This is a genomic window from Myxosarcina sp. GI1 (assembly GCF_000756305.1).
Taxonomy (GTDB): domain Bacteria; phylum Cyanobacteriota; class Cyanobacteriia; order Cyanobacteriales; family Xenococcaceae; genus Myxosarcina.
The window spans coordinates 1-20699 of sequence record NZ_JRFE01000051.1; the positions used below are offsets into that span (position 1 = coordinate 1).

Genomic DNA, 20699 nt, shown 5'->3' on the forward strand with positions numbered 1-20699 from the left:
AGTGGCAGTGCTGCTATCATTAGCATCTAAATCTAAAACTGGTGGATCGTTGACAGCAGTGACGTTGATGGTGGTTGTGGCAGTGTTGCTATTAGTTTCTCCGTCATTGACGACTACTGTAACCGTTCTAGGTGTGGTGCTGGGGTTGTCGGAGGTGTTGCTGAAGGTAACGGCACGAATGGCAGTTTGATAGTTAGCCAGAGTCGCACTACCAGTTAAAGTAACTGTTTGTGTCGCTGAATCGTAGCTACCAGTTATTCCCCCAGGGAGACTTCCTATTGCTAATAAGTCGCTAGCTTGAGGGTTGGTGAGGGTGATAACTGCAAATTCAATGTTGGTATCATCAGCATCGGTAATCGTCGTATCGATGTCGCCAATGCTTACACCAGCAGCATTTTCAGTATAGCTGGTGATGAAGTTAGCACCCGTAGCAGTACTGCTATTATTAGCATCTAAGTCTAAAACTGGAGTCTGATTAACTGTAGTAGTAACAGGAGTAGTGTAATTATTTATATAAACTGTATTGGCAGCTAAGGAAAAAAGTCTGGTTTGAGCATTGGCACCATTCTGTAAAGCACCTGCTTTATAAGTAAAGCTTTTTACCCCACCGAATTGAGCGGTTGCGATATTAGCAGTAACACTAGGATCGATTCCTGCTACAACAGCATTAGTTTTAGCCTCAAAACGGGTTGTTTCTGTAGCAGCAGTATAAGTAGTTGTAAGATTGCTACCGGTCTCGACAGTATAGGCAGAAATATTGCTTAACTCTACATATTCTCTAATGGCAACATTATCACCATCGACATCAATTGGGCTTAATAAAAAGTCGTTAACCGTTGTCTGAGTAGTTGTACCGCTTTTGACGAAGCTAAAGGCAAAATCAACACTAGCATTGGCAGCGTTTGCTGGTACATTGACCTCTGGTTGAAAGGCTGCTGCCGTACCATTAGCAGTAGAATCGATCGCATTCAAAGTCGCACCGCCATTAAAGGCAGTAACGGTAACCAAGGCATCGACACCAGTTATAACATTTGAAAAGCGATAAACCGCTCCTGGTTGAAGATTTGTTCCCGATACCAGAGTCGGATTTTGAAAATTTAGAGAAGTAGGAAGATTTAAGGTAAGGCGAGCGCTGTTAAAAGTTCCATTATTTGAGGCGGGAACGGTGTCGGCAATTCTCAGTGTCCAAGTTCCTTGAGCTGACTTACCATTAAAAGCTGAAAAAGGATTGGAGGGTGCAGCAATACGATCGGCACTGTAAATAGGGGCGGCAATAGTATCTGTATTACCGTCATTAATTGGGTTTGCCGAACCGTCTTGTAACAGAAGGTCGTAGTTGGTGTTAGCATCACTACCATTAGTAACTGCTGTAACCGTAGTACCATCTGGAGACGTTAAGGTGAAAAGAAGATCTCCCCTTCTAGCATGAGTGACATTTAGACCTAAAGTAAGGTTGCTAACGGTAACGTTGTTAGTAATGTTAAAGGTTCTAACTAGAGGATTTGTCGTTGTTGTCGTACCGCTAATAGTACCGCTAGTTTTATTATCGATGAGGATATACGCTAATATTCCAGCGTAAGAATTTTGCGTCTGCAAACTAAAAGCATTTTCTGCTGAAATATTTGCAGTGCGGTATTCTAAATTCCAGTTTCCACCTTTAGCAGCATTACCAGTGCGAGTAGTAGACGCAGCGATTTCGGCACTAGTAATGTCGTGTAACTTGGCGATAAATTCTTCGCCAGCATCGCCAGCAGCAACGTTACAACCGTAAATTAGTAGGGAGTAGAGAGTGGAGCGCAGGGAATAGGAAGAAAAGCAGGTTTTTAGGTCTTCACGATACTTATCTAATGTGTCGAGGCTGAGTTGGGTGTTGCCGAGATACAGGCAGCCAGGAGAACCATGTGAGACGAGATGAACTTCGGCTATCTGCTGTCTTTGGCTTAAGGCTTCACTTATTTGAACGATACCATCGCGCTTCTCTGAGAGAATAATTACTTCTGCTTCGGGAACTAGACCAGCAGCTAGAGCTTGATAGTTTTCAACTTGAGAGTCAATAAAAACTAGTTTGGTTTTAGTAGGCAACATATTTACATCAGTAGTAATAAAAGTGGCGCGAGATAAATTCATAAGTAGTTAATTGAAATCTATAAAATTGCCTAACAAAGTCAAATAAATTTTTGAACCAGATAAGTAGAAAAACTGAGGCAATATTGAGTATAAAATTACGCTTATAGCTATAGCCGAGCGGTTTGAAAGCAATCAATATCAAATGTTATGTGCGCATACGTACTGTCAAATAAAAATAAATGTGCGTTTTAAAGGCTAGATAAACCTTCACCAATCTAATTAACGAAAATTGAAATGACATCAGTAAAAATATGGCAGTCTCGACCTTAACAAGGCGACGAAACTATTAGAGAAATTGAATAAATTATTTACGCAGAAATTTTAATAACAACCGCCTAGTGATTTTTACTGAATTTTTAAGCTAAGATAAAGTTGGCTGTGGGCGATCGCGCTAAAGTAGAGTTTGTGTTTCAGTATTTTTCGTTAGACAGGCGATATTACTTTAAAGTTGGAGCTAGTGCAGCTTTAGAGAACATCCAAAAAGTTCTTTTTATAGTTCGAGTTCTCAGTTATGCATATCCTCGGCCTCTATTCACCCCTCTTGGGGTAAAGAAATCTTGCTGAGTATTTTGTTAAGGAATTTGCAGTGGATAAAAATGCTGCTTTGCCAGCAACTTGTTCTGTATCGATCCGAAGGGAGGTCACATGTGGCAAATGAAACTTTTCAAACAATCTCTGGGCAATAAACAAAATTTAATTTCTCAACTATCTAAAATTTACGAAATTATACAGACTAATTAAAAAAATATTAAACAAACATTTAATTTATTAGAGTTTAGGGATATAATATTACAATTGATAATAAACGTATTAAAAATTTGTTAAAATATTTTGGCTAAAGTTTTTAGCGTAGATAAAAATTAATACATAAAAACGGTAAAATTTTATAATAGTTGTTTGTTAGTTTTGATTTAAAGCTGTGGTTAAATTTAAAGGTTTTGGGCATAAAGTAGCAGTTAGTTGAAAACAAACTATTAGAGCAGCAAAACGCATAATACAGAATATGGAGCAAAGTAAAACCGAGCTAGATCTTAACCAGGTGCGTGTGCTTGTAGTTGAAGATGTAGTTGATTCGAGAGAAATTATTACTATCTACTTAGAACAGATTGGAGCTACGGTAAAAGCGGTAAGTAATGCCGCAGAAGCTTTACAGGCAATAGAAAACTTTCAACCTTCTCTACTGATTAGCGATATTTACATGCCCGAACGTGATGGTTTTTGGTTGATCGAACGTCTGAGAAATTTACAGCCAAAATCTTTATCTACCATACCAGCGATCGCCGTAACTGCTGCTGCTAGAGATAGCGATCGCGATAGTATTCTGGCGGCAGGTTACGATGTATACATTAGTAAGCCGTTTATTTTTAGCAATCTAGCATATTCGATCGAACTTGCTTTAAGCAAACAGCAAAATCCTACAGACTGTATTGGCAAGAAATAGTCGATCTCGCGCCGCTCGTAAGTCAAAAGCATTAAGCTAAAACAAATTTTTGACTTTTGACTTTTGATTTTTGATTTTTTCAAGTTTCTGCGACTACAGTTGGCAAAGTAAAGGTAAAAATTGCACCCTTATCTTTGCCTTCACTATAAGCAGTTAAAGTACCGCCATGTAATTCGGCTAAATAGTGGGCGATCGCCAATCCCAAACCCAGTCCTCCAGTACTGCGGCTTCTAGAGCTATCTGCCTGACGAAAATATTCAAAGATATAGGGTAGAAAATCTGTTTCGATACCTTTACCCGTATCTTCTACCTGAAACTGCGCGTCTGTACCAACGCTTTTTAGAGATATAGTTATTTTTCCCTCCCGAGGAGTAAACTTAATAGCGTTGGAGAGTAAGTTCCAGACAATTTGCTGCAAACGCATTTCATCCCCTCTAACTGGCTCGGTCGATTCTAACTTGGTAACAATTTTAATTAATTTAGTTTGTGCCGAGAAGCGTACGGTTTCTAATGCATCTTCAATAATGTCAGTCAAGTTAACAACCGTCGTCTGCATTTTGAGTTTGCCGCTAATAATACGCGAGATATCGAGAATGTCACCGACTAATTGAGCCTGCAACATCGCATTGCGGTGAATAATTTCAACTCCTTTTTGAATTTGTTTTTGGCTCAGGTCATTCTGGCTCAGAATTTGCGCCCAACCTACGATAGGGTTTAGAGGTGTTCTCAGTTCGTGAGAAAGAACTGCCAAAAATTCATCTTTAGCGCGGTTAGCAGCCTGAGCGCGTTCTAGTAGTTCGGCTCGTTCGGCTTCAATACGTTTGAGTTTGGTAATATCTCTAAGGGAAACCAAATAAGCTGTCGTTTCCTGCCATTGAATTTCACTAACGCGCATTTGAGCAACGCGGGGTATACCTTTGTCTCTAGAAGGAATATCTACCTCTAAGTAATCTTCACCCATTACAGGAAAGCCCAGACAATCTCCTAAAATTTCGGCTTCGGTTCTTTCTAACAGGGTTAATGCTGCTTGATTGACAAATCTGACTATACCTCGGCGATCGACAACGATAATCCCATCGGCATTTTGGGTAATTAGTTTTTGTAACTGGCGATCGGCTTCGCTGAGTGACTCGGATGATAAATCGTGGTTTTTTGCTGCTAATATAGTCTGCTCTATGGCAGTTGGCAGGCGTTCTAGCTCTGTGATAGGTAAATATTCAACAGCACCTGCTTTGATTGCCCGAATGGCATTGGCGATATTAGGTTTGCTGTCGATAACAATTGTAGGAACTGCTATTTTAGAAGCGAGTAAATCTAAAGCTGGTTTGACTGCCAGGGGAAAATGACAGCAGTTTAATAACACTAGATCGACATTAGAGTTCAAACAGGCTATAAAATCTTCTCCAGTGTCTATTTGTAGTTCTTCAATTTTATAGGTAGCGCGATCGAGCATCGAACTTATAGAGTCGGCAATTGGATGGGAATTGTGTAAGATTAGTAGCTCGATTTTCTTGGCACTGGTTTTCATACTGTAGCTACTCTGACGCTTTTGGGTAACACTTGCTAGTTTTTTATCTATTGTAAATAATTAAATTAAATCTAAATCGTTCAGGCGATCGATTTCGTCTGGCTCGGCGTAAGTGGGATTGCCTGCCAAAATCCCCATAATGTTGCGATAAGGCTGTCCAATTTGCATTCCTTTATCGTCGATAGTAAATTCGCGAATGCTTTTTTCGTGTTGCGAACCGCGCATTTTTAAAATCGCTATACCTCGTCGTATCGCCCCATAAACCTCAACATAGCGCAACAAAATAATTAAATCGGTGTTGGTAGAAATATCAGATTGGGTAATAGTTTCACTGCCAATCAAATTGACTGTATTAGTAGTATATAAAGCGGTAATGCCTTCTTCTTTGACTAAAGTATTAAAAGTAAGCAAAAATTCGCGAAATCCTTTTTTAGTAGTAATTCTCTCTAAAGCCGATAGGCTATCTATGGCTACTCTTTGCGGTTTGAACTCTCTAATCTGTTTTCTCATATTGACAAAATGAGATTCGATTGAAGCAATTTCGGGATAGCGACAGACAATTTTAAGTTGCCCCGCCTCTTCAATGCTGCGAAAATCGACTCCCCAACCCGCAGCATTGCGGATCATTTGTTCGCGGCTTTCTTCAAAGGCAAACAGCAGGGATTTTTCGTCTTGTTCCACTCCTCCAGCTGCAAATTTGGCTGCCATGAGAGTTTTTCCCGTACCTGTCGCTCCTGAAGTCAGAATAATCGAACCTTGAAACCAGCCACCACCGCACATGGTATCGATATCTCTATTGCCAGAGGTTAGGCGCTGGATAGAAGCTTGGCGTTTGAGAACATCTGTAGAAAAAGGAATAACCACAAAACCTTCATCGGATATAGTAAAAGAAAATTCTCCCAGTTGATGGGAACTGCCGCGAAACTTGAGAATTTCTATACTGCGATGGCGTTTTTCTTCTGTCAAACTGTTGCGTAAAATAATTACATTATCGGCAACAAACTCTTCAATTCCGTAACGGCTAATATCGCCATAATCGGAAGTACGTTCTGAAGTCAACACGGCTGTAACTTCCATTTCTCTCAATATTTGAGCGAGTCTAAATAGGGCATTGCGTACTTGTCCGACATCGGGTACATAGCTAAAAATTGCCCCTAAAGAGTCCATTGCGACTCGTTTGGCGTTTACCTGCTCGATCGCATATTTTAGTCGTGCGATTAAAGGATCGAGGTCGTATTCTCCACTTACCAATAAAACGCTGCGATCTTGGGGCGAGGCATCGACAAACATCCATTTATTTTCTGCTTCCCAATGGGAAATATTCCAGCCAAAACCACGAACATTTTTACGTATCATCTTAGGCGGCTCTTCAAAGGCAATAAAAACGCCATTTTGTCCTTGCTTAATGCCTTCAATTAAAAATTGAGTACAAAAAATAGTTTTGCCGCTACCTGCGGTTCCCGCTACCAATGTAGTTCTTCCTTGAGGTAATCCTCCTTCAGAAATGTCATCAAAGCCAGGTATACCCGTAGCCAATTTAAGTGATGGTATTTGCTGTTCTGAGTTCATTTAAAAATAGTTTACTTAACCAACTTTAATTCACTAAATACATGTACTACTTGTTATGGCTTTTGTCTGAGCGGATGCGAGCGCAGACTTAGTGCAAAAGAAACAATATCGGTGTTGGAAAGATCGCCAATAACGCGTTCTTGAGGAGGTGGAAATTCTTTAACCAAAGTAGGGGTAATTAAAATTTTTTCTCGCTCGGCAATTTCGGGAGATTTTAAAATATCAATAATAGTAATTTCACTACGTTCGCGCAGTTCGCGATCGCAAAATTCTTGTAAATTAGCAATCGCCAAACGGCTTCTGGAACTATCTCCGCTAACATATAATTTTAATCTATAAATCTCACACATTAAAAATGTTTGTCCTACTTAATTATTCTTTTGGCGAGGACACTTTATTATAACTATGAGTTGTATTCATCTTACTCAGTCCAATGTAATATCTTTGATAGTAAGCTGCTAATTTGCCCATTACTTCTAACAATAAATAACGTCCTTCTGTAACAAAAATTTGAGCTTCTATACGCCCCAAATTTATTTGTTTTTGCTTAATAGCTGCTGTATGTATATCAATTGCATCTTTAGGAGTAGCCTGCAAATATCCTAATTGTTCGACTAAAAGATTGAGTTCGTTACTAATTTGGTAATTTACATCATACAGTTTGTTTTCGACTTGTCGCAATAGTATTTTGCTATAGCGTTGCTTAATTTCATCAACAACATCTGGCATCCTTTCTTGCAAAGATTCTACTTTAGTAAAGGGGCGATCGCGGACGGGAATTTCGGTACTTATTTGCTCTAAAACATCTATTTCATTCTGTTGCTGAGAGATATTTTTTTTGACAAACTGCTTGCGTTCGATTGCCGCACGAATTGCATAAACGATTAGATTATCGTCAATCAAAATCTTGGGTAAATAACCACAGGCTCCATATTCTAAAGCTTTTACCGCAATTACTTCGTCTTCTATTGCCGTTTCTATGATAAATGGAACTCGCTCTGCATAGTCTTCTATAGCTTGCAAAGTCTTCATACCCCGACTATCGGGCAGAATTAAATCTAGCAAAACCACGTCAAATTTTTGGCGATCGAGCAGGTTTTTGCCTCCAGTTAGAGTCTGAGCGTACTCTAGCTCAAATCCTTTGGGAAAAGAAGCAGACCTCGCACCGCTCAACATGGTTTTAGTGCGTTCGATGTCTTCTGGTTGGTCTTCGATTATTAGTACTCGGCAGGGACGATTTAACACGGACAATAATTCTGTTTATTTACAAAAATATGGCAAGCCACTACGTTTCACAACCCACTTAGGCTTTGTGTCAGCTTTAAAATAATTAAATCTTAGTAAGACTGACACTATTATAGGTAAGGATACTTAGAAAACCATAACTTTATAAAAAAATTATTAAAAAAATGCCTACTGTACTAAAGTTTTAGGTTCAAATTTCGTCGGGAATCACCCATTTAGGAGGCTCGGACAGCTTTTTCATTCTAGCTATTTCAGCTATTTCGATCATTTTGTCTAAAGAAGTATCTTCAATAAATTTAGCTGTTTCCTGTTGATATTCTTGATGGGGGCAGCGATCGCCCAGGACGCAACCGTCAACGCAATCTACCGCGCAATTTACATTATCGGGATTCATTATTTAGTATGCTAATTCATCTAATACGTAATTGTAGTAGAATATTTGAGCTTCAATAACCCAGACAGGTAGGCGTAATTAGTTGCCAAACCCAAACAAGATACGATGTTGCCGCTTCAAATTTAAGATCCAGAATTGGGGTTAAAAAATTTATTTTGTCTAAGATAAAAGAGGAATTTAGTCACAAATCAATGGGTCAAATTAAACTGATGCATGCCAAACTGCATCGGGTCAGAGTGACCGAAGCAAACCTCGACTATATTGGCAGCATTACGATCGATCGAGATTTAATGGATAAAGTCGGCATCTTACCTTTAGAAGAGGTAGACGTAATTAATCTCAATAATGGTAAGCGTTGGACTACATATGCTATTCCTGGTGTAGCAGGTAGTGGTGAAGTTTGTTCTAATGGAGGAGCAGCACTATTATGTCAGCCAGGAGATATTTTAATAATTATTGCTTACGAGACATGCGATCGCGCTAAAATTTTACAGTACGGACATCAAGCCCAAGTAGCGATCGCCGATGCCAACAATCGCTGTCAAAAATTGCTCAGGCAAACTTTAATACCCGATACCGATAGCCTACAGTTTGAATCATTTTGAAGTGTAGCGATCTCCTCACTTACAATCGGAGGGGTAAATATCTTATTATTAATTAATAATTGGCAATATAATTAGACACTATTGCCACAGTCTCCGCCACTGCGGTTTGGGCATAGTAAATGCCGTTTCCAGACGGCTCAATCCTAACAAAAAACGCTCTATCGTAACTATAAGCGGTTGAAATTTGAAGTTACACCGCTCGCTAGAATCGAACGGTATCTTCTTCGAGCGACCCTTAAAAAGCGATTGGCAAAGCCAGCGCGCAAAGCGCGATCGCCAACTATATTGTAGCAATCACCTATTTAGCAAAATATGAAAAAAGACCTTACCCTTTATCGAAATATTGGCATCTTCGCTCACGTAGATGCTGGAAAAACCACTACAACCGAAAGAATTCTCAAACTGACTGGTAAGATTCACAAAATCGGTGAGGTTCATGAAGGCGCGGCAACTACCGACTTTATGGAACAAGAGCAGGAAAGAGGTATTACAATTCAGTCTGCCGCTACTAGCTGTTTTTGGAAAGATCATCAGTTAAACATCATCGATACTCCCGGTCACGTTGATTTTACGATTGAGGTCTATCGTTCGCTTAAAGTTCTCGATGGTGGAATTGGCGTTTTTTGTGGCTCTGGCGGCGTAGAACCCCAATCGGAAACCAATTGGCGATATGCCAATGATTCCAAAGTTTCTCGCATCATCTATGTCAACAAACTCGATCGCATTGGCGCGGATTTTTTCAACGTTGTCAAACAAATTGATGAAATTTTAGTTGCCAAACCTTTGGTAATGGTGCTGCCTATTGGTAGAGAATCCGATTTTAAAGGCGTTGTCGATTTGCTAACCCGCAAAGCCTGGATTTGGGATGAGTCGGGCGATCCGATGAACTACGAAATTCAAGACGTTCCTGCCGATATGGTTGATGATGTAGAAGCTTATCGCGAAGAGTTAGTAGAAACCGCGATCGAACAAGATGACAACCTGATGGAAAAATATCTTGAGGGTGAAGAAATTAGTATCGACGAACTCAAACACTGTATTCGCAAGGGAACGATCGATCTATCTTTCTTCCCTACCTACTGCGGTTCGTCTTTCAAAAATAAAGGCGTACAGTTAGTATTAGATGCCGTAGTTGACTATTTACCCAACCCTCAAGAAGTCAAACCACAGCCAGAAATTGACCTAGAAGGCAATGAATCTGGTAAATATGCGATCGTCGATCCCGATAAGCCCTTACGTGCGTTGGCGTTTAAAATTATGGACGACCGCTATGGCGCACTGACCTTTACTCGTATTTATTCGGGTACGATTAATAAAGGAGATACCGTACTCAATACTTTTACTGGCAAAACCGAACGCGTCGGGCGGATGGTAGAAATGCACGCCAACTCTCGCGAAGAAATCGATACGGCTCAAGCAGGTGATATTGTAGCGATTGTGGGGATGAAAAATGTCCAGACAGGACATACGCTTTGCGATCCTAAAGACCCTGCTACTTTAGAACCGATGGTGTTCCCCGATCCCGTAATCTCAATTGCAGTTAAACCCAAAAACAAAGCTATGGCTGAAAAAATGGGTATGGCATTGAGCAAAATGGTTCAGGAAGATCCTTCCTTCTATGTCGAAACCGATCAGGATAGCGGCGAAACCATTATTAAAGGTATGGGCGAACTGCACCTGGATATTAAAGCCGATATTCTCAAGCGGACTCATGGAGTAGAGGTAGAACTCGGTAAGCCTCAAGTAGCCTATCGCGAATCGATTACCAAACGAATTGAAGATAGCTATACCCACAAGAAACAGTCTGGTGGTTCTGGTCAGTTTGGTAAAATCGATTATGTTGTCGAGCCTGGTGAACCAGGAACTGGCTTCCAGTTTGAGTCAAAAGTAACAGGTGGTAACGTACCTAGAGAATTTTGGCCCGCAGTACAAAAGGGCTTTGAAAATAGTATTGAAAACGGCGTACTGGCTGGTTTCCCCTGTGTAGACTTAAAAATTACTCTAGCAGACGGTGCCTATCACCCTGTAGACTCTTCGGCGATCGCTTTTGAAATTGCTGCCAGAGCGGCATATCGTCAGTCTATACCTAAAGCAGGACCCCAATTACTAGAACCGATTATGAATATCGATGTGTTTACTCCAGAAGATCACATGGGTGATGTAATCGGCGATCTCAACCGTCGTCGGGGAATGATTAAAGCACAAAACACCACTCCTATGGGCGTGCGAGTTAAGGCAGAAGCTCCTTTGAGCGAAATGTTTGGCTACATTGGCGATTTACGCACCATGACTTCAGGACGCGGTCAATTTTCTATGGAGTTTTCTCATTATGCTCCCTGTCCTAAGAATGTTGCCGATGAAGTAATTGCCGAAGTAAAAGAGCGTGAAGCTGCTGCTGTTTAATCGGACGCAAAATAACTAAATATTAATAGCTTAAGGCTGGTGGCTAAGATCGCCAGCCCTTTTTTATAGCCGCACAAAATTAGATTGTTAGATTAGGACAATTTAAGTAAGTTGCTCGTAAGTCACCTAAAGCCTTTTTAATAATATTCATAAGCCTCACGTTCGGAACCAGAACCATTGACAACTATACCCAAAACATTTTGTTCCGAGCGTTCTAAACGTTCTTTGGCAAGAGTAATACTGTTAGTATCAGCAAGTCCGAGTCGAACTACCATAACAATGCCGTCTGCCATTTTACCTAAAACCAAAGCTTCAGAATTAGTTATCAAAGGAGGAGTATCGATAATTACAAAGTCATAATCAGCAGAAAATTCTTCCATTGAGGAAGCAATTGCTGAAGAATCCAGACGAGCTATAGAACTGGAAGCCTCCGATTCAGTTGGTAGCAGATCGATATTGTCAGTTATGCGTTGAATAGCCGTTTGATATTTAACTTTTCCCGAAAGAATATCGTTTAAATTTACCTTGCTGACTTTGATTCCCAACCATTCTGATAAGTTAGAAGAGTATTGTTCGTATTTTTCGTTGGGATTTAAGTCCGCATCTACGATTAAAACTTTAAGTCCTCTCTGTGCCATAATTTTTGACAAATTAAAGCTTACTGTTGACTTTCCTTCTTGGGGAATCGAACTAGTCACCACAATAGTCTTTACTCCTTTTTGTGACTGAGAAAATTCCAAATTTGTTTGCAGCATAGAGTAAGAACGAGTTAGAGGTGCAATAGAGTTGTTTTTAACTACCAACGCTCGATCGAAATCTATTGAATTACTGCTAGAAAGATTGGCTAGCTTAGATCGATTCAACTGCGGAATTACCCCTAGTACTGGCAGTCTCAATCTAGCTTTTGCTTCTTCTACAGTCTTGAGAGATTTGTCTTTATATTCTAAATACCAAATACTGGCAGCAGATACCAAAGTGCTGAGTAATAATCCTGATAGCAAAACTACAGATTTGCTAGAAACTGGTTGTTCTGGCACTGTAGAAGGCGAGAGTATATAGGCATTGGCAACTGTTTGACTCTCAGCAAGCTTGACTGTTTCAAGTTTGTCTATTAGTTTTAAATATGTAGATCTGGCAGTTTGCAACTGGCTTTCTAACTGACTTAGCTGCTGTTCTATCGGGGGTAATGCCATTAGATTTTGTTTGTAAGCAGATTTTTCTTGCTTGAGAGTTGCAATTTTATTAACTAAATTTTGACGTTTGGCTTCTAATTTGCTTAAAACCTGTTGTTTTAATCCTCTAACTTGAGCTTGTGACGAGACGAGATCGGGATGATTGGCAGTAAAACGGCTTTCTTGGATAGCTAATTGAGCCTCTAGCTCTTCTAATCGCGTTAATAATACTTCTTCTTCCGAATTGTCAGGAACTGTATTATAAAAAGCTTCATTGAGAGAAGTTGTAGAGATTGCTGCTGATGAATTAGTATCTAAGTTATTACGCAATAATCTGATGCGATCGCTCAAGTCTGTGTATTCGGCTCGAATTTGGATAATTTTTTGGTCTAAATCTGAAAGTATTTCTGAAGCTTGCTCTTTCTGTTGCTCGATCGAAATGAGCAAATTATTTTGCGCTTTAAAGTCATAAAGAGCTTGTTCGGCCTGGTTTTCTCTAACTTTTGCTTTTGGTAGTTGTTGCTCGATGAATTCTCTAGCACTTTTAGCTTCAGCTTGATTGGTAGAAATATTTTTCTGCAAATAAAATTTCATTAAAGTATTAACAGCGATAGCAGCTCTTTCTGAATCTTTATCTTCATATGAAACTTGAAGTATATCTGCTTTAGAAATCTGTTGAACTGCAACCTTATTTAAAAATTCTTCTATAGTCAGTGGTTTATTATTATCATCAGTTAGATTGAGAGTTTCAATTGTTTTTACAATTAACGGTATAGAAAGCAACATTTCTTTTTCTGTTTCGAGGGGATTACTTTCTTTATCGTCTACAGACTGTAGCTGTCCTATTCCCTCACCTACTTCTGTTAGAGAAGTAATCGTACTTAGTTTTTTAATTAGTATCTTGCCTTCCGCCACATATGTTGGTTTTTTAGTTAGAGAAAACACAGTTGAAACTGCAAAAACCGAAATAAAAATGAACAAAGCAGGTAATTGACGTCGCCTTAAAATTTTCAAATAATAGTCTAAACCAACGTTAGGTTCAAAATTGGATGAAGTTTCTATATATTCCATAGTAATTTTTGAAGGCAATACTAAATTTGTAGTTTATATAAAAATGTTTAGCGACCCAGGAAAATGTTTTTTTAGATTGTGTTTGCTCTAATAATCTTTCGTACAGCAAAATCAAATAATTAATCTATCAAAACTAAGTATAGCTTCCAAAACTGCAACAAATTTTCAAACAGCTTTTAAATTTAAATAAAAGAATTAATCTTTAATATAAGATTGCATTAAAAAATCATTCTTAACTAAAATGCAATAACAGAATAAAAAATTGCCAAACCAACCAAAACTGTAAACTATTGTCGCAGAATAGCAGAAGACAGTAAAGTATACTAAGTCTTGATAAAAATCAACGTATGGTTTTGTGTTTATCTAATTCAAATTCAGATTTTACCATAAACTTTAAACCCGATGCAAGAAAGTGTTGGCAATTTGTTAATTGGCTAGAACAATCTAAATAGTCAAGACTTTAGCCATCTTTACTTATTTAAATGGTACTAATGACTTTTTTTTTGTATAAGTCCAAACTTAAAATTTAGCTAGATATTTCTAATTACACTAACAACTTTTTCTAACTCTTTAATTGTTAAATTAGAGCCAGAAGGCAAACAAAGTCCGTCCTCGAATAAACTTTTGGCTACATCACCTCTAATACATTCACACTCATCAAACACTGGCTGTAAATGTAGTGGTTTCCAAACTGGTCGAGCTTCAACCTGTCGTTTTGCAAGAGCCAATCTTACTCGGTCGCGATCTACTCCAAAAGCAGTCGAATCTATTGTCAGGCATGTCAGCCAGCGTGTAGCTCTTCCAAAGTCAGCTTCAGGCATAAATTCTATTCCTGGTAGGTGTCCTAATGCTTGCTGATAAAATTCAAAATTGCGTCTTCTAGCTGCCACCCGTTCTTCAAGCACCAGCAGTTGACCGCGACCAATACCTGCAAGAACGTTACTGAGACGGTAGTTGTAGCCTATTTCAGAGTGTTGATAGTAAGGAGCAGAATCGCGCGCCTGAGTTGCCAAAAAACGAGCTTTACTAACCAGGCTAGAATCTTCAGAAACTAACATTCCGCCGCCAGAAGTAGTAATAATTTTGTTGCCATTAAAAGAAAAAATTCCCATACGACCAAACGTTCCCGTAGCTCGTCCTTTATAAGTCGCTCCCAATGATTCGGCAGCATCTTCAATTAAAGGAATTTCATAGCGGTTGCAAGCTTTTAAAATTGGTTCTATATCGGCACTTTGACCGTATAAATGTACTAAGATCGCGGCTTTGGGTAACTTACCGATTTTGGCTCGCTGTTGCAAGGCTTCCTCTAATAAATCAGGATTCATATTCCAAGAGTGGCGATCGCTATCGATAAAAACTGGTTTAGCACCCAAATAGGTAATTGGGCTAGCACTAGCAATAAAGGTAAGAGTAGAACAAAAAACTTCATCCCCAGTCTGCACTCCAATCAATCTTAAAGCCAGGTGCAAAGCTGCCGTACCCGAACTAACAGCAACACCGTGACTGGCGTTTATAGCCTGACAAAATTCTTGCTCGAAAGCATCTATATGGGAACCAACAGGAGCGATCCAGTTAGTGTCAAAGGCTTCTTTGACATACTCCTGTTCTTTCCCGCTCATGTGAGGAGTTGAGAGCAAGATCGGTTTGGTCATTAAATTGATATGTTGCTTAACTATATATATAAAATCGATTGTACGATTGATTGAATTGTTCTTATATCAATATTCAATAAAGATGCCATTATTACATATCAAGATACTGTTAATTATCTTGCCAAAATAATAAAGCTAAGGTGAGTTCTGTTTAGTTTTAGGCGAGCGTTTTCATAAGTAGCTTTACTCTATTAAACCTAAAATAACTTTAGGTTAGGAATATAGGGATATAGACTCAGTTAGATGCCAAAGTCTGACGTTGCAAATACCATTCAGAACCACCAATTGCCAAAAGTGTAGCTATTAAGTTAATACCCACGCTATACATATCCCACAAACTAACAATCGTTATATTAACTGCGGTCAACAACATGTAGACAGCGGCAACGTTAGCATGAGATAGTCCCGATTGCTGTAGACGCTGATATATATGGCTGCAATGAGCGTGAAAAATATTTTCACCTTGCCACAACCGACGAGCCAGGGTATAGACTGCATCGCCAATTAAAGGCAGGGTAATGGTAAACAGCGACCAAATATAAGGTGATTCATGTCTACCAGTCAGTAGCGCGATCGCCACACTGGCACCTAACACCGTACTGCCAACATCTCCCATAAAAATTTTGGCAGGCGACCAATTCCACCACAAAAATCCGACTAAAGCTGCCGCTAAGAGTAGAAACAATGGCTGATGCAGATACAAACCAATAAAAGCTAGCTGTAATGTCGTTACTCCTGCTATTAATCCGTCAAGACCGTCCATAAAGTTATAAAAGTTGATCGTGGCAGTAATACCGATAACAGAAAAAGCAATAGTCAAAATTTTGCCAACCATACCTAGATTGGATAAACCCCATAGCGGCGCAGTTCCAAAATAAGCTATTGCCACACTAGCTGCTAGTAGCTGTACCAGATATCTGACAGTAGCGGGTAAATTCCAGCGATCGTCAAGAAACCCAACAAGAGCTAAAGGCGTTAATACTAGCCAGAGGGAAATAAGTAGAGAAAACTGCTCTGTCAAACTAGCGTAAATTATTCCTACAATAGCAAAAGCCAAAATAAAACCCAAACCTCCGCCTCTAGGAGTAGGAAGTGTATGAGAGCTACGAGCATTGGGAATATCTAAAAGTTGACGACTTGAATACTGTTTGACTAAACCCGTAATGCCCAAACTCAAAAGACAACTAAATAGTAATAAAGCCAGAAAAATCACGATCGATAACCAGTAATTAGAGAATAAGTAGAGGTTTGGCATTGCCAAATTAGTACATTTGCTAGGTAAGTAAATTCAGGAAAAATCTTGAGTTAAACCGCTCTCGGTTGTATAAGGAGGTTTCCAGTTTAGAGTTTGGCAAATATCGCTATTGTCTATGGCTAAAGAACCCAGCAGACGATTTACAGCAGTACTATTAAAAGGAAATTTTTGCCAAAAATTTTCTATGCCATCTCCCATGTAGCCCAATAGTTTGAGAATACTAGCAGGAATAGGAAGCAAGAAAGAGCGTCGATCGAGATTGCGAGCAATGATTTGAATTAATTCGGGAGTTGAAAGAATCTGATTATCGCCGATCAGAAACATTCTGTTTTTTGCTTGAGGATGAGCCAGACAGACAGCGATCGCATCGACTAGATTACCCACATAGAGAAAGCTACGACGATTTTTTATCGCCCCAAAGGGTAAAGGTAATCCCGTGCGTACTAACTTAACCAGACTTGCCATGTTACCAGGATTACCTTTGCCATATACTAAGGTAGGACGTAAAATCGTCCAGGTCATATAGCTGTTTTTGGTTAGTTCGACGATCGCTTTTTCGGCTTTAAGCTTGCTACGTCCGTAGGGAGTATCGGGATTTGGCGGATAGTCTTCAGTTAATAGGCGATCGCACAGAGTTGTCATCGCGCCAATAGAGCTAATAAAAATAAAGTGTTTTACTCCAGCTTTTATGGCTTGTCGGACTAAGTTAGCCGTTCCTTCTATATTGACTCTAATAAATTCTGCTGCGGGATTGGCTGCTTTTTCATCTAAAACGTGAGCGCGCCCTGCTAGATGAACTACGGTATCGATATCTTTTAGAGCTTGATTCCATTCTGTGTTACCGTCTATTTCTCCTACGACTATTGGCGTAACTGTAGTTGGTAGTTGCTGTTGATGGCGAATTGCGGCGTATAGCTGACAATTGTTTTCTCGTTCTAATCTAGGGATTAGACGACTGCCAATAAATCCCGTCGCACCTGTAATTAAAACTTTCATAGGTTTTAGCTAGATATTATCCTCTTTCGCTCATAACTTCGTCATATACCTGCAAGGTTTTGTAATACATTTGCTCGAAAGTAAAGTTTAATTCGTAACGTTGACGACCTTGTTTTCCCATTGTTTCCCGTAGCGCTGCATCGCTAACTAAATTTGCTAACCGCTGATGTAATGTATTAGTATCTTGTCGGGGAATGAGATAACCAGTTACACCATCTACTACTAGTTCTGCTACGCCGCCAACATCAGAGGCTACTACTGGCAAACCACCTCGCATGGCTTCGATAATCGTACGAGGTAAACCTTCCCAGTTTGATATCAAAGCAAAAATGTGCGCTTGAGCTAGAATTTCTTCTACATTTTCACAAAACCCCAGAATTTTTGCTTTTTCTGAGATGCCAATCTGATGAATATAGGCTTTTACTTCCGCTAATTTTTCGCCATCTCCTACCAGAAGTAATTCTGCTTGAGGAATGTCTTTAAAAGCTTCAATTAAGGTTAAGTGATCTTTTTGTTTGCTAAAGCGAGCTACCATAACAATTTTGATGGTGCTGGTTGTGTTGTGCCTGGCTATAAAGGTGCGATCGAGATCTTTCATGCCGTTGTGAATAGTGACTAATCTTTCTGGATTCATTCCCGATTGAATACCTATCTGGCGATCGCATTCTGAAACACAGATAATTTTGTCTGCTAGAGGTGCGGCTAATTGTTCGATTGTCTGATAAATAGTACGGCTTGGTTCTGGTACTCCACTGGTAAAAGACCAACCATGTGCGGTAAAAATGCAGGGAGTTTTGGTAATTTTGGCTGCCAGCCGTCCCAAAATCCCCGTCTTACTAGAATGAGTAGAAATTAGCTCTGGCTGAAACTTACGAATGCTATTTAGTAAAAATCTTAGGGATAACCAATCTTGCCAGGGAGATATAGGTTGCTGTAAGGAATCGCAAGTAATAGATTCAATCTCTGCACGCTTTAAAACTGCGTTATAAATACCCTTTTTTCCTGTAATTACTAATACTTTATGCTGTCGATTTTGCAAAGCAATTGCCATATCTCTAACATGAATTTGTGCTCCAGCAACTGTATCTGCTCTCGCAACGATGAACAATATTTTCATAATTTTTTGCTCTTATTAAGCTTATTGTATAATGCAGGCAAACTAGTCAAACCTCGTTTATTAGTTGTGATTTTTTACTTCTCGATGGTAAACAGCACGATAAGCAGGAAAAAAATTTGTTTTTAGTAAAGTTTCGGGGGGAATATCTAAATTATTCGCTCTTAAATTGACTAAATAATTGTATTTATCGCGATCGACAATCAAACGTAGTGTTAAGAACTGATGTCTTTGACGAGAAAAACCAGATTTAAAAGTATAAAGGTTATCCTTTTTGCCGCCAACGCCACCGCCTATATGTAAGAATTTATTTCCTCGTTCTTTTCCCCACAACCGCATGTGGTGGAGTAATAAATTAAACGGTGACTGCTTTAAAAATTCAGTTTTGGTGCCGCCTAAATGAGCTTGAATTATGCCGCAGCATTCAAAAAACAAGCTGGCACAGACTATTTGTCCATCTGACTCTACTACGCCTAAATGCAGTTTGTCTTCTAGCTTTAATAAGTTAGTAAAGTATTCATGGCTAAAAAAATACAAATCTTTAGCCGCTACTCGTTCCATTGTTTCGTTATAAATTGCTAAAAACTCATTTAAATGTTGGGCAACAGGAACGGTTTTGGCAACTAAACCCAGACGCATGCATTTATTAATCGTGCTTTGATGTCCTTTACGGGTATGCGCCCAAATTTTATCTTCGTCGAGGGTTAGATCTACAGAAACTGTTTGACCATTTTCCGTAAACAGGTCGGAAGCAAACAACGTCTGAAAATTATCGCTGAGAATCGGATGCAGACGCAAAAAAGCCGAACATACTCGTTGCGATTGTAAAACTTGCTGAAATTCTTTTATAGCGCGATCGGGAAAACCAGGATCGTGTTTGGCAGCCTCATTTAATAAAATGCCAGGGTAGCCATAGGGAGAAACAATGTCAAACAGCCTGGTATTTGTGGCAGGAATGAGGTCATCGCAGGAACGCAGTAAGTAAGGAACAAAAAAAATGCTGTCTTTTTCACTGATGAGCGTAGCTTTGGCTATGGTATTAGTTCTTTTAGCTTCTAACGATACATATTCGGGTAAATGATAGGCATCGTGGTTTAGTTTAGTAAGAGTTTCTCTCCATAAAGAATTTTGTAGATCGAGGGTTTGGATATTCATATTTTTGGTAATGCGATCGTCATAAATTTACTGGTTATAACTTTTAGGAACACCCAGCTTTATCTCTCGACCACAAAACTGGAAACACCTTCGGATCGCTAAAGTCGGGATCGCCGTTAGCTAGTTTGCGGCATAGTTGTTCGTCAAAGATATGAATTTCACGTTCCTGCTGATTTTTATATGGTCGATAGTGGTTATCTGCGTCTTGAAGATGCACTGCTAAAGCCAAGCGAAATTTATCGCTACGGTTGGGATAGCTACCGTGAATTGTCCAGCAGTTGTGAAAGCTGACCTGACCTTTTTTTAGGGTCATCGGAACTTTAACTACTTGTTTGCCTTCACCTCGAAACTTGCCTGTCAAATTTTCTAAATCGGGATCGTTAAAATGACGCACGTGTTCTAGTCCCGACCACTTATGACTTTTATCTAGTACGACCAAAGGGCTTCTAGCTTCATCACAGTCATGAAAGGGAATCCAGGCGGTAAGCAGTTTATTAGAACTACAGGTTGCCCAATAAGCGCGATCGCTATGCCAACCAACGGTAGTGTTAATGTTTCTGTCTCTTGGTGGCTTGTATACTAGCTGGTCGTCCAACAGGCGAACTTCGCTAGTTCTGGCTAGTCTGGCAGCGATCGCGCCAATAATCGGCTGCAAGGCTAAGCGAGCTAGTTCTTTTTTTTGCAAGGAAACAAATTCGTTATTACGAACGATATCGCCATCTTCTGGTTTCCAGTTACTGTAACCAGTGGTTACGGGAAGGGCAGCATCTCGTTCGCCGCGATAGAACTTTTCTGCACCCTCGATTGCTAAATCGATTATTTCTTCGGAAATTACTTTTGGAGAAATATACCAGCCATGTTCTTCATAAAAAGCAATATCTGTTTCGGTAGGCAAAAAGTCTAATTGTTTTTGAGTAAGAGACTGGGTTAAAGTTTCCATGTCGCGATCGCATAAGTTAAACAGTTGTTTGA

17 protein-coding genes are annotated in these 20699 nt (G+C 39.6%); 3 read left to right on the top strand and 14 right to left on the bottom strand.

Features of this window, described 5'->3' with window-relative positions:
- Positions 1–2127, bottom strand: a 2127-nt coding sequence (locus KV40_RS32690; protein WP_156114206.1) for a DUF4347 domain-containing protein, incomplete at its 3' end; no start/stop codon positions are given.
- A gap of 1003 nt (positions 2128–3130) precedes the next feature.
- On the opposite strand from KV40_RS32690, the gene KV40_RS27015 reads away from it, so the two are divergent.
- Positions 3131–3568, top strand: coding sequence for a response regulator (locus KV40_RS27015; protein ID WP_036487772.1), 438 nt, complete (start codon positions 3131–3133; stop codon positions 3566–3568).
- A 79-nt stretch (positions 3569–3647) separates the two neighbouring features.
- On the opposite strand, the gene KV40_RS27020 is transcribed toward KV40_RS27015, so the two are convergent.
- The 5 genes from KV40_RS27020 to KV40_RS27040 form a co-directional block, all read right to left on the bottom strand.
- Positions 3648–5096 (bottom strand): ATP-binding protein, encoded by a 1449-nt coding sequence (locus KV40_RS27020; RefSeq protein ID WP_052056000.1) that lies wholly within the window; start codon positions 5094–5096, stop codon positions 3648–3650.
- Positions 5097–5156: 60 nt separating this feature from the next.
- Positions 5157–6665, bottom strand: coding sequence for a circadian clock protein KaiC (gene kaiC / locus KV40_RS27025; protein ID WP_036487773.1), 1509 nt, complete (start codon positions 6663–6665; stop codon positions 5157–5159).
- 53 nt (positions 6666–6718) lie between these two features.
- The gene (locus KV40_RS27030) at positions 6719–7015 is read right to left on the bottom strand and encodes a circadian clock KaiB family protein (RefSeq protein WP_036487774.1); all 297 of its coding nucleotides are present in this window, start codon (positions 7013–7015) and stop codon (positions 6719–6721) included.
- 22 nt (positions 7016–7037) lie between these two features.
- Positions 7038–7910: a response regulator gene (locus KV40_RS27035; protein WP_036487775.1), complete on the bottom strand. Its 873-nt coding sequence runs from the start codon at positions 7908–7910 to the stop codon at positions 7038–7040.
- A gap of 190 nt (positions 7911–8100) precedes the next feature.
- Complete coding sequence (locus KV40_RS27040) at positions 8101–8304, bottom strand: hypothetical protein (RefSeq protein WP_036487776.1); 204 nt, start codon at positions 8302–8304, stop codon at positions 8101–8103.
- Positions 8305–8495: 191 nt separating this feature from the next.
- Between KV40_RS27040 and panD the strand changes: the two genes are divergently transcribed.
- On the top strand, positions 8496–8909 hold the full coding sequence (panD, locus tag KV40_RS27045) for an aspartate 1-decarboxylase (RefSeq protein ID WP_036487777.1): 414 nt from the start codon (positions 8496–8498) through the stop codon (positions 8907–8909).
- A gap of 78 nt (positions 8910–8987) precedes the next feature.
- On the opposite strand, the gene KV40_RS35360 is transcribed toward panD, so the two are convergent.
- Entirely contained in the window at positions 8988–9203 is a 216-nt protein-coding gene (locus KV40_RS35360) for a hypothetical protein (protein WP_156114207.1), read from the bottom strand.
- A gap of 18 nt (positions 9204–9221) precedes the next feature.
- On the opposite strand from KV40_RS35360, the gene fusA reads away from it, so the two are divergent.
- Positions 9222–11312: an elongation factor G gene (gene fusA / locus KV40_RS27050; protein ID WP_036487778.1), complete on the top strand. Its 2091-nt coding sequence runs from the start codon at positions 9222–9224 to the stop codon at positions 11310–11312.
- A gap of 137 nt (positions 11313–11449) precedes the next feature.
- Here the strand turns inward: fusA and KV40_RS27055 are convergent, their stop codons facing one another.
- The 7 genes from KV40_RS27055 to KV40_RS27085 form a co-directional block, all read right to left on the bottom strand.
- The gene (locus tag KV40_RS27055; RefSeq protein ID WP_216595742.1) at positions 11450–13399 is read right to left on the bottom strand and encodes a polysaccharide biosynthesis tyrosine autokinase; all 1950 of its coding nucleotides are present in this window, start codon (positions 13397–13399) and stop codon (positions 11450–11452) included.
- 686 nt (positions 13400–14085) lie between these two features.
- A complete protein-coding gene (locus KV40_RS27060; RefSeq protein WP_036487780.1) occupies positions 14086–15207 on the bottom strand; it encodes an aminotransferase class I/II-fold pyridoxal phosphate-dependent enzyme in 1122 nt (373 codons plus the stop codon).
- 235 nt (positions 15208–15442) lie between these two features.
- Entirely contained in the window at positions 15443–16420 is a 978-nt protein-coding gene (locus tag KV40_RS27065; RefSeq protein ID WP_036487781.1) for a glycosyltransferase family 4 protein, read from the bottom strand.
- A 75-nt stretch (positions 16421–16495) separates the two neighbouring features.
- Positions 16496–17458: an NAD-dependent epimerase/dehydratase family protein gene (locus KV40_RS27070; protein WP_036487782.1), complete on the bottom strand. Its 963-nt coding sequence runs from the start codon at positions 17456–17458 to the stop codon at positions 16496–16498.
- 16 nt (positions 17459–17474) lie between these two features.
- Positions 17475–18575 carry a glycosyltransferase family 4 protein gene (locus tag KV40_RS27075; protein WP_036487783.1) on the bottom strand — a complete coding sequence of 367 codons (1101 nt, stop codon included), beginning with the start codon at positions 18573–18575 and terminating at the stop codon, positions 17475–17477.
- A 60-nt stretch (positions 18576–18635) separates the two neighbouring features.
- On the bottom strand, positions 18636–19727 hold the full coding sequence (locus KV40_RS27080; protein ID WP_036487784.1) for a GNAT family N-acetyltransferase: 1092 nt from the start codon (positions 19725–19727) through the stop codon (positions 18636–18638).
- A 43-nt stretch (positions 19728–19770) separates the two neighbouring features.
- Positions 19771–20667: a phytanoyl-CoA dioxygenase family protein gene (locus KV40_RS27085; RefSeq protein ID WP_036487785.1), complete on the bottom strand. Its 897-nt coding sequence runs from the start codon at positions 20665–20667 to the stop codon at positions 19771–19773.
- Positions 20668–20699: the final 32 nt, after the last annotated feature.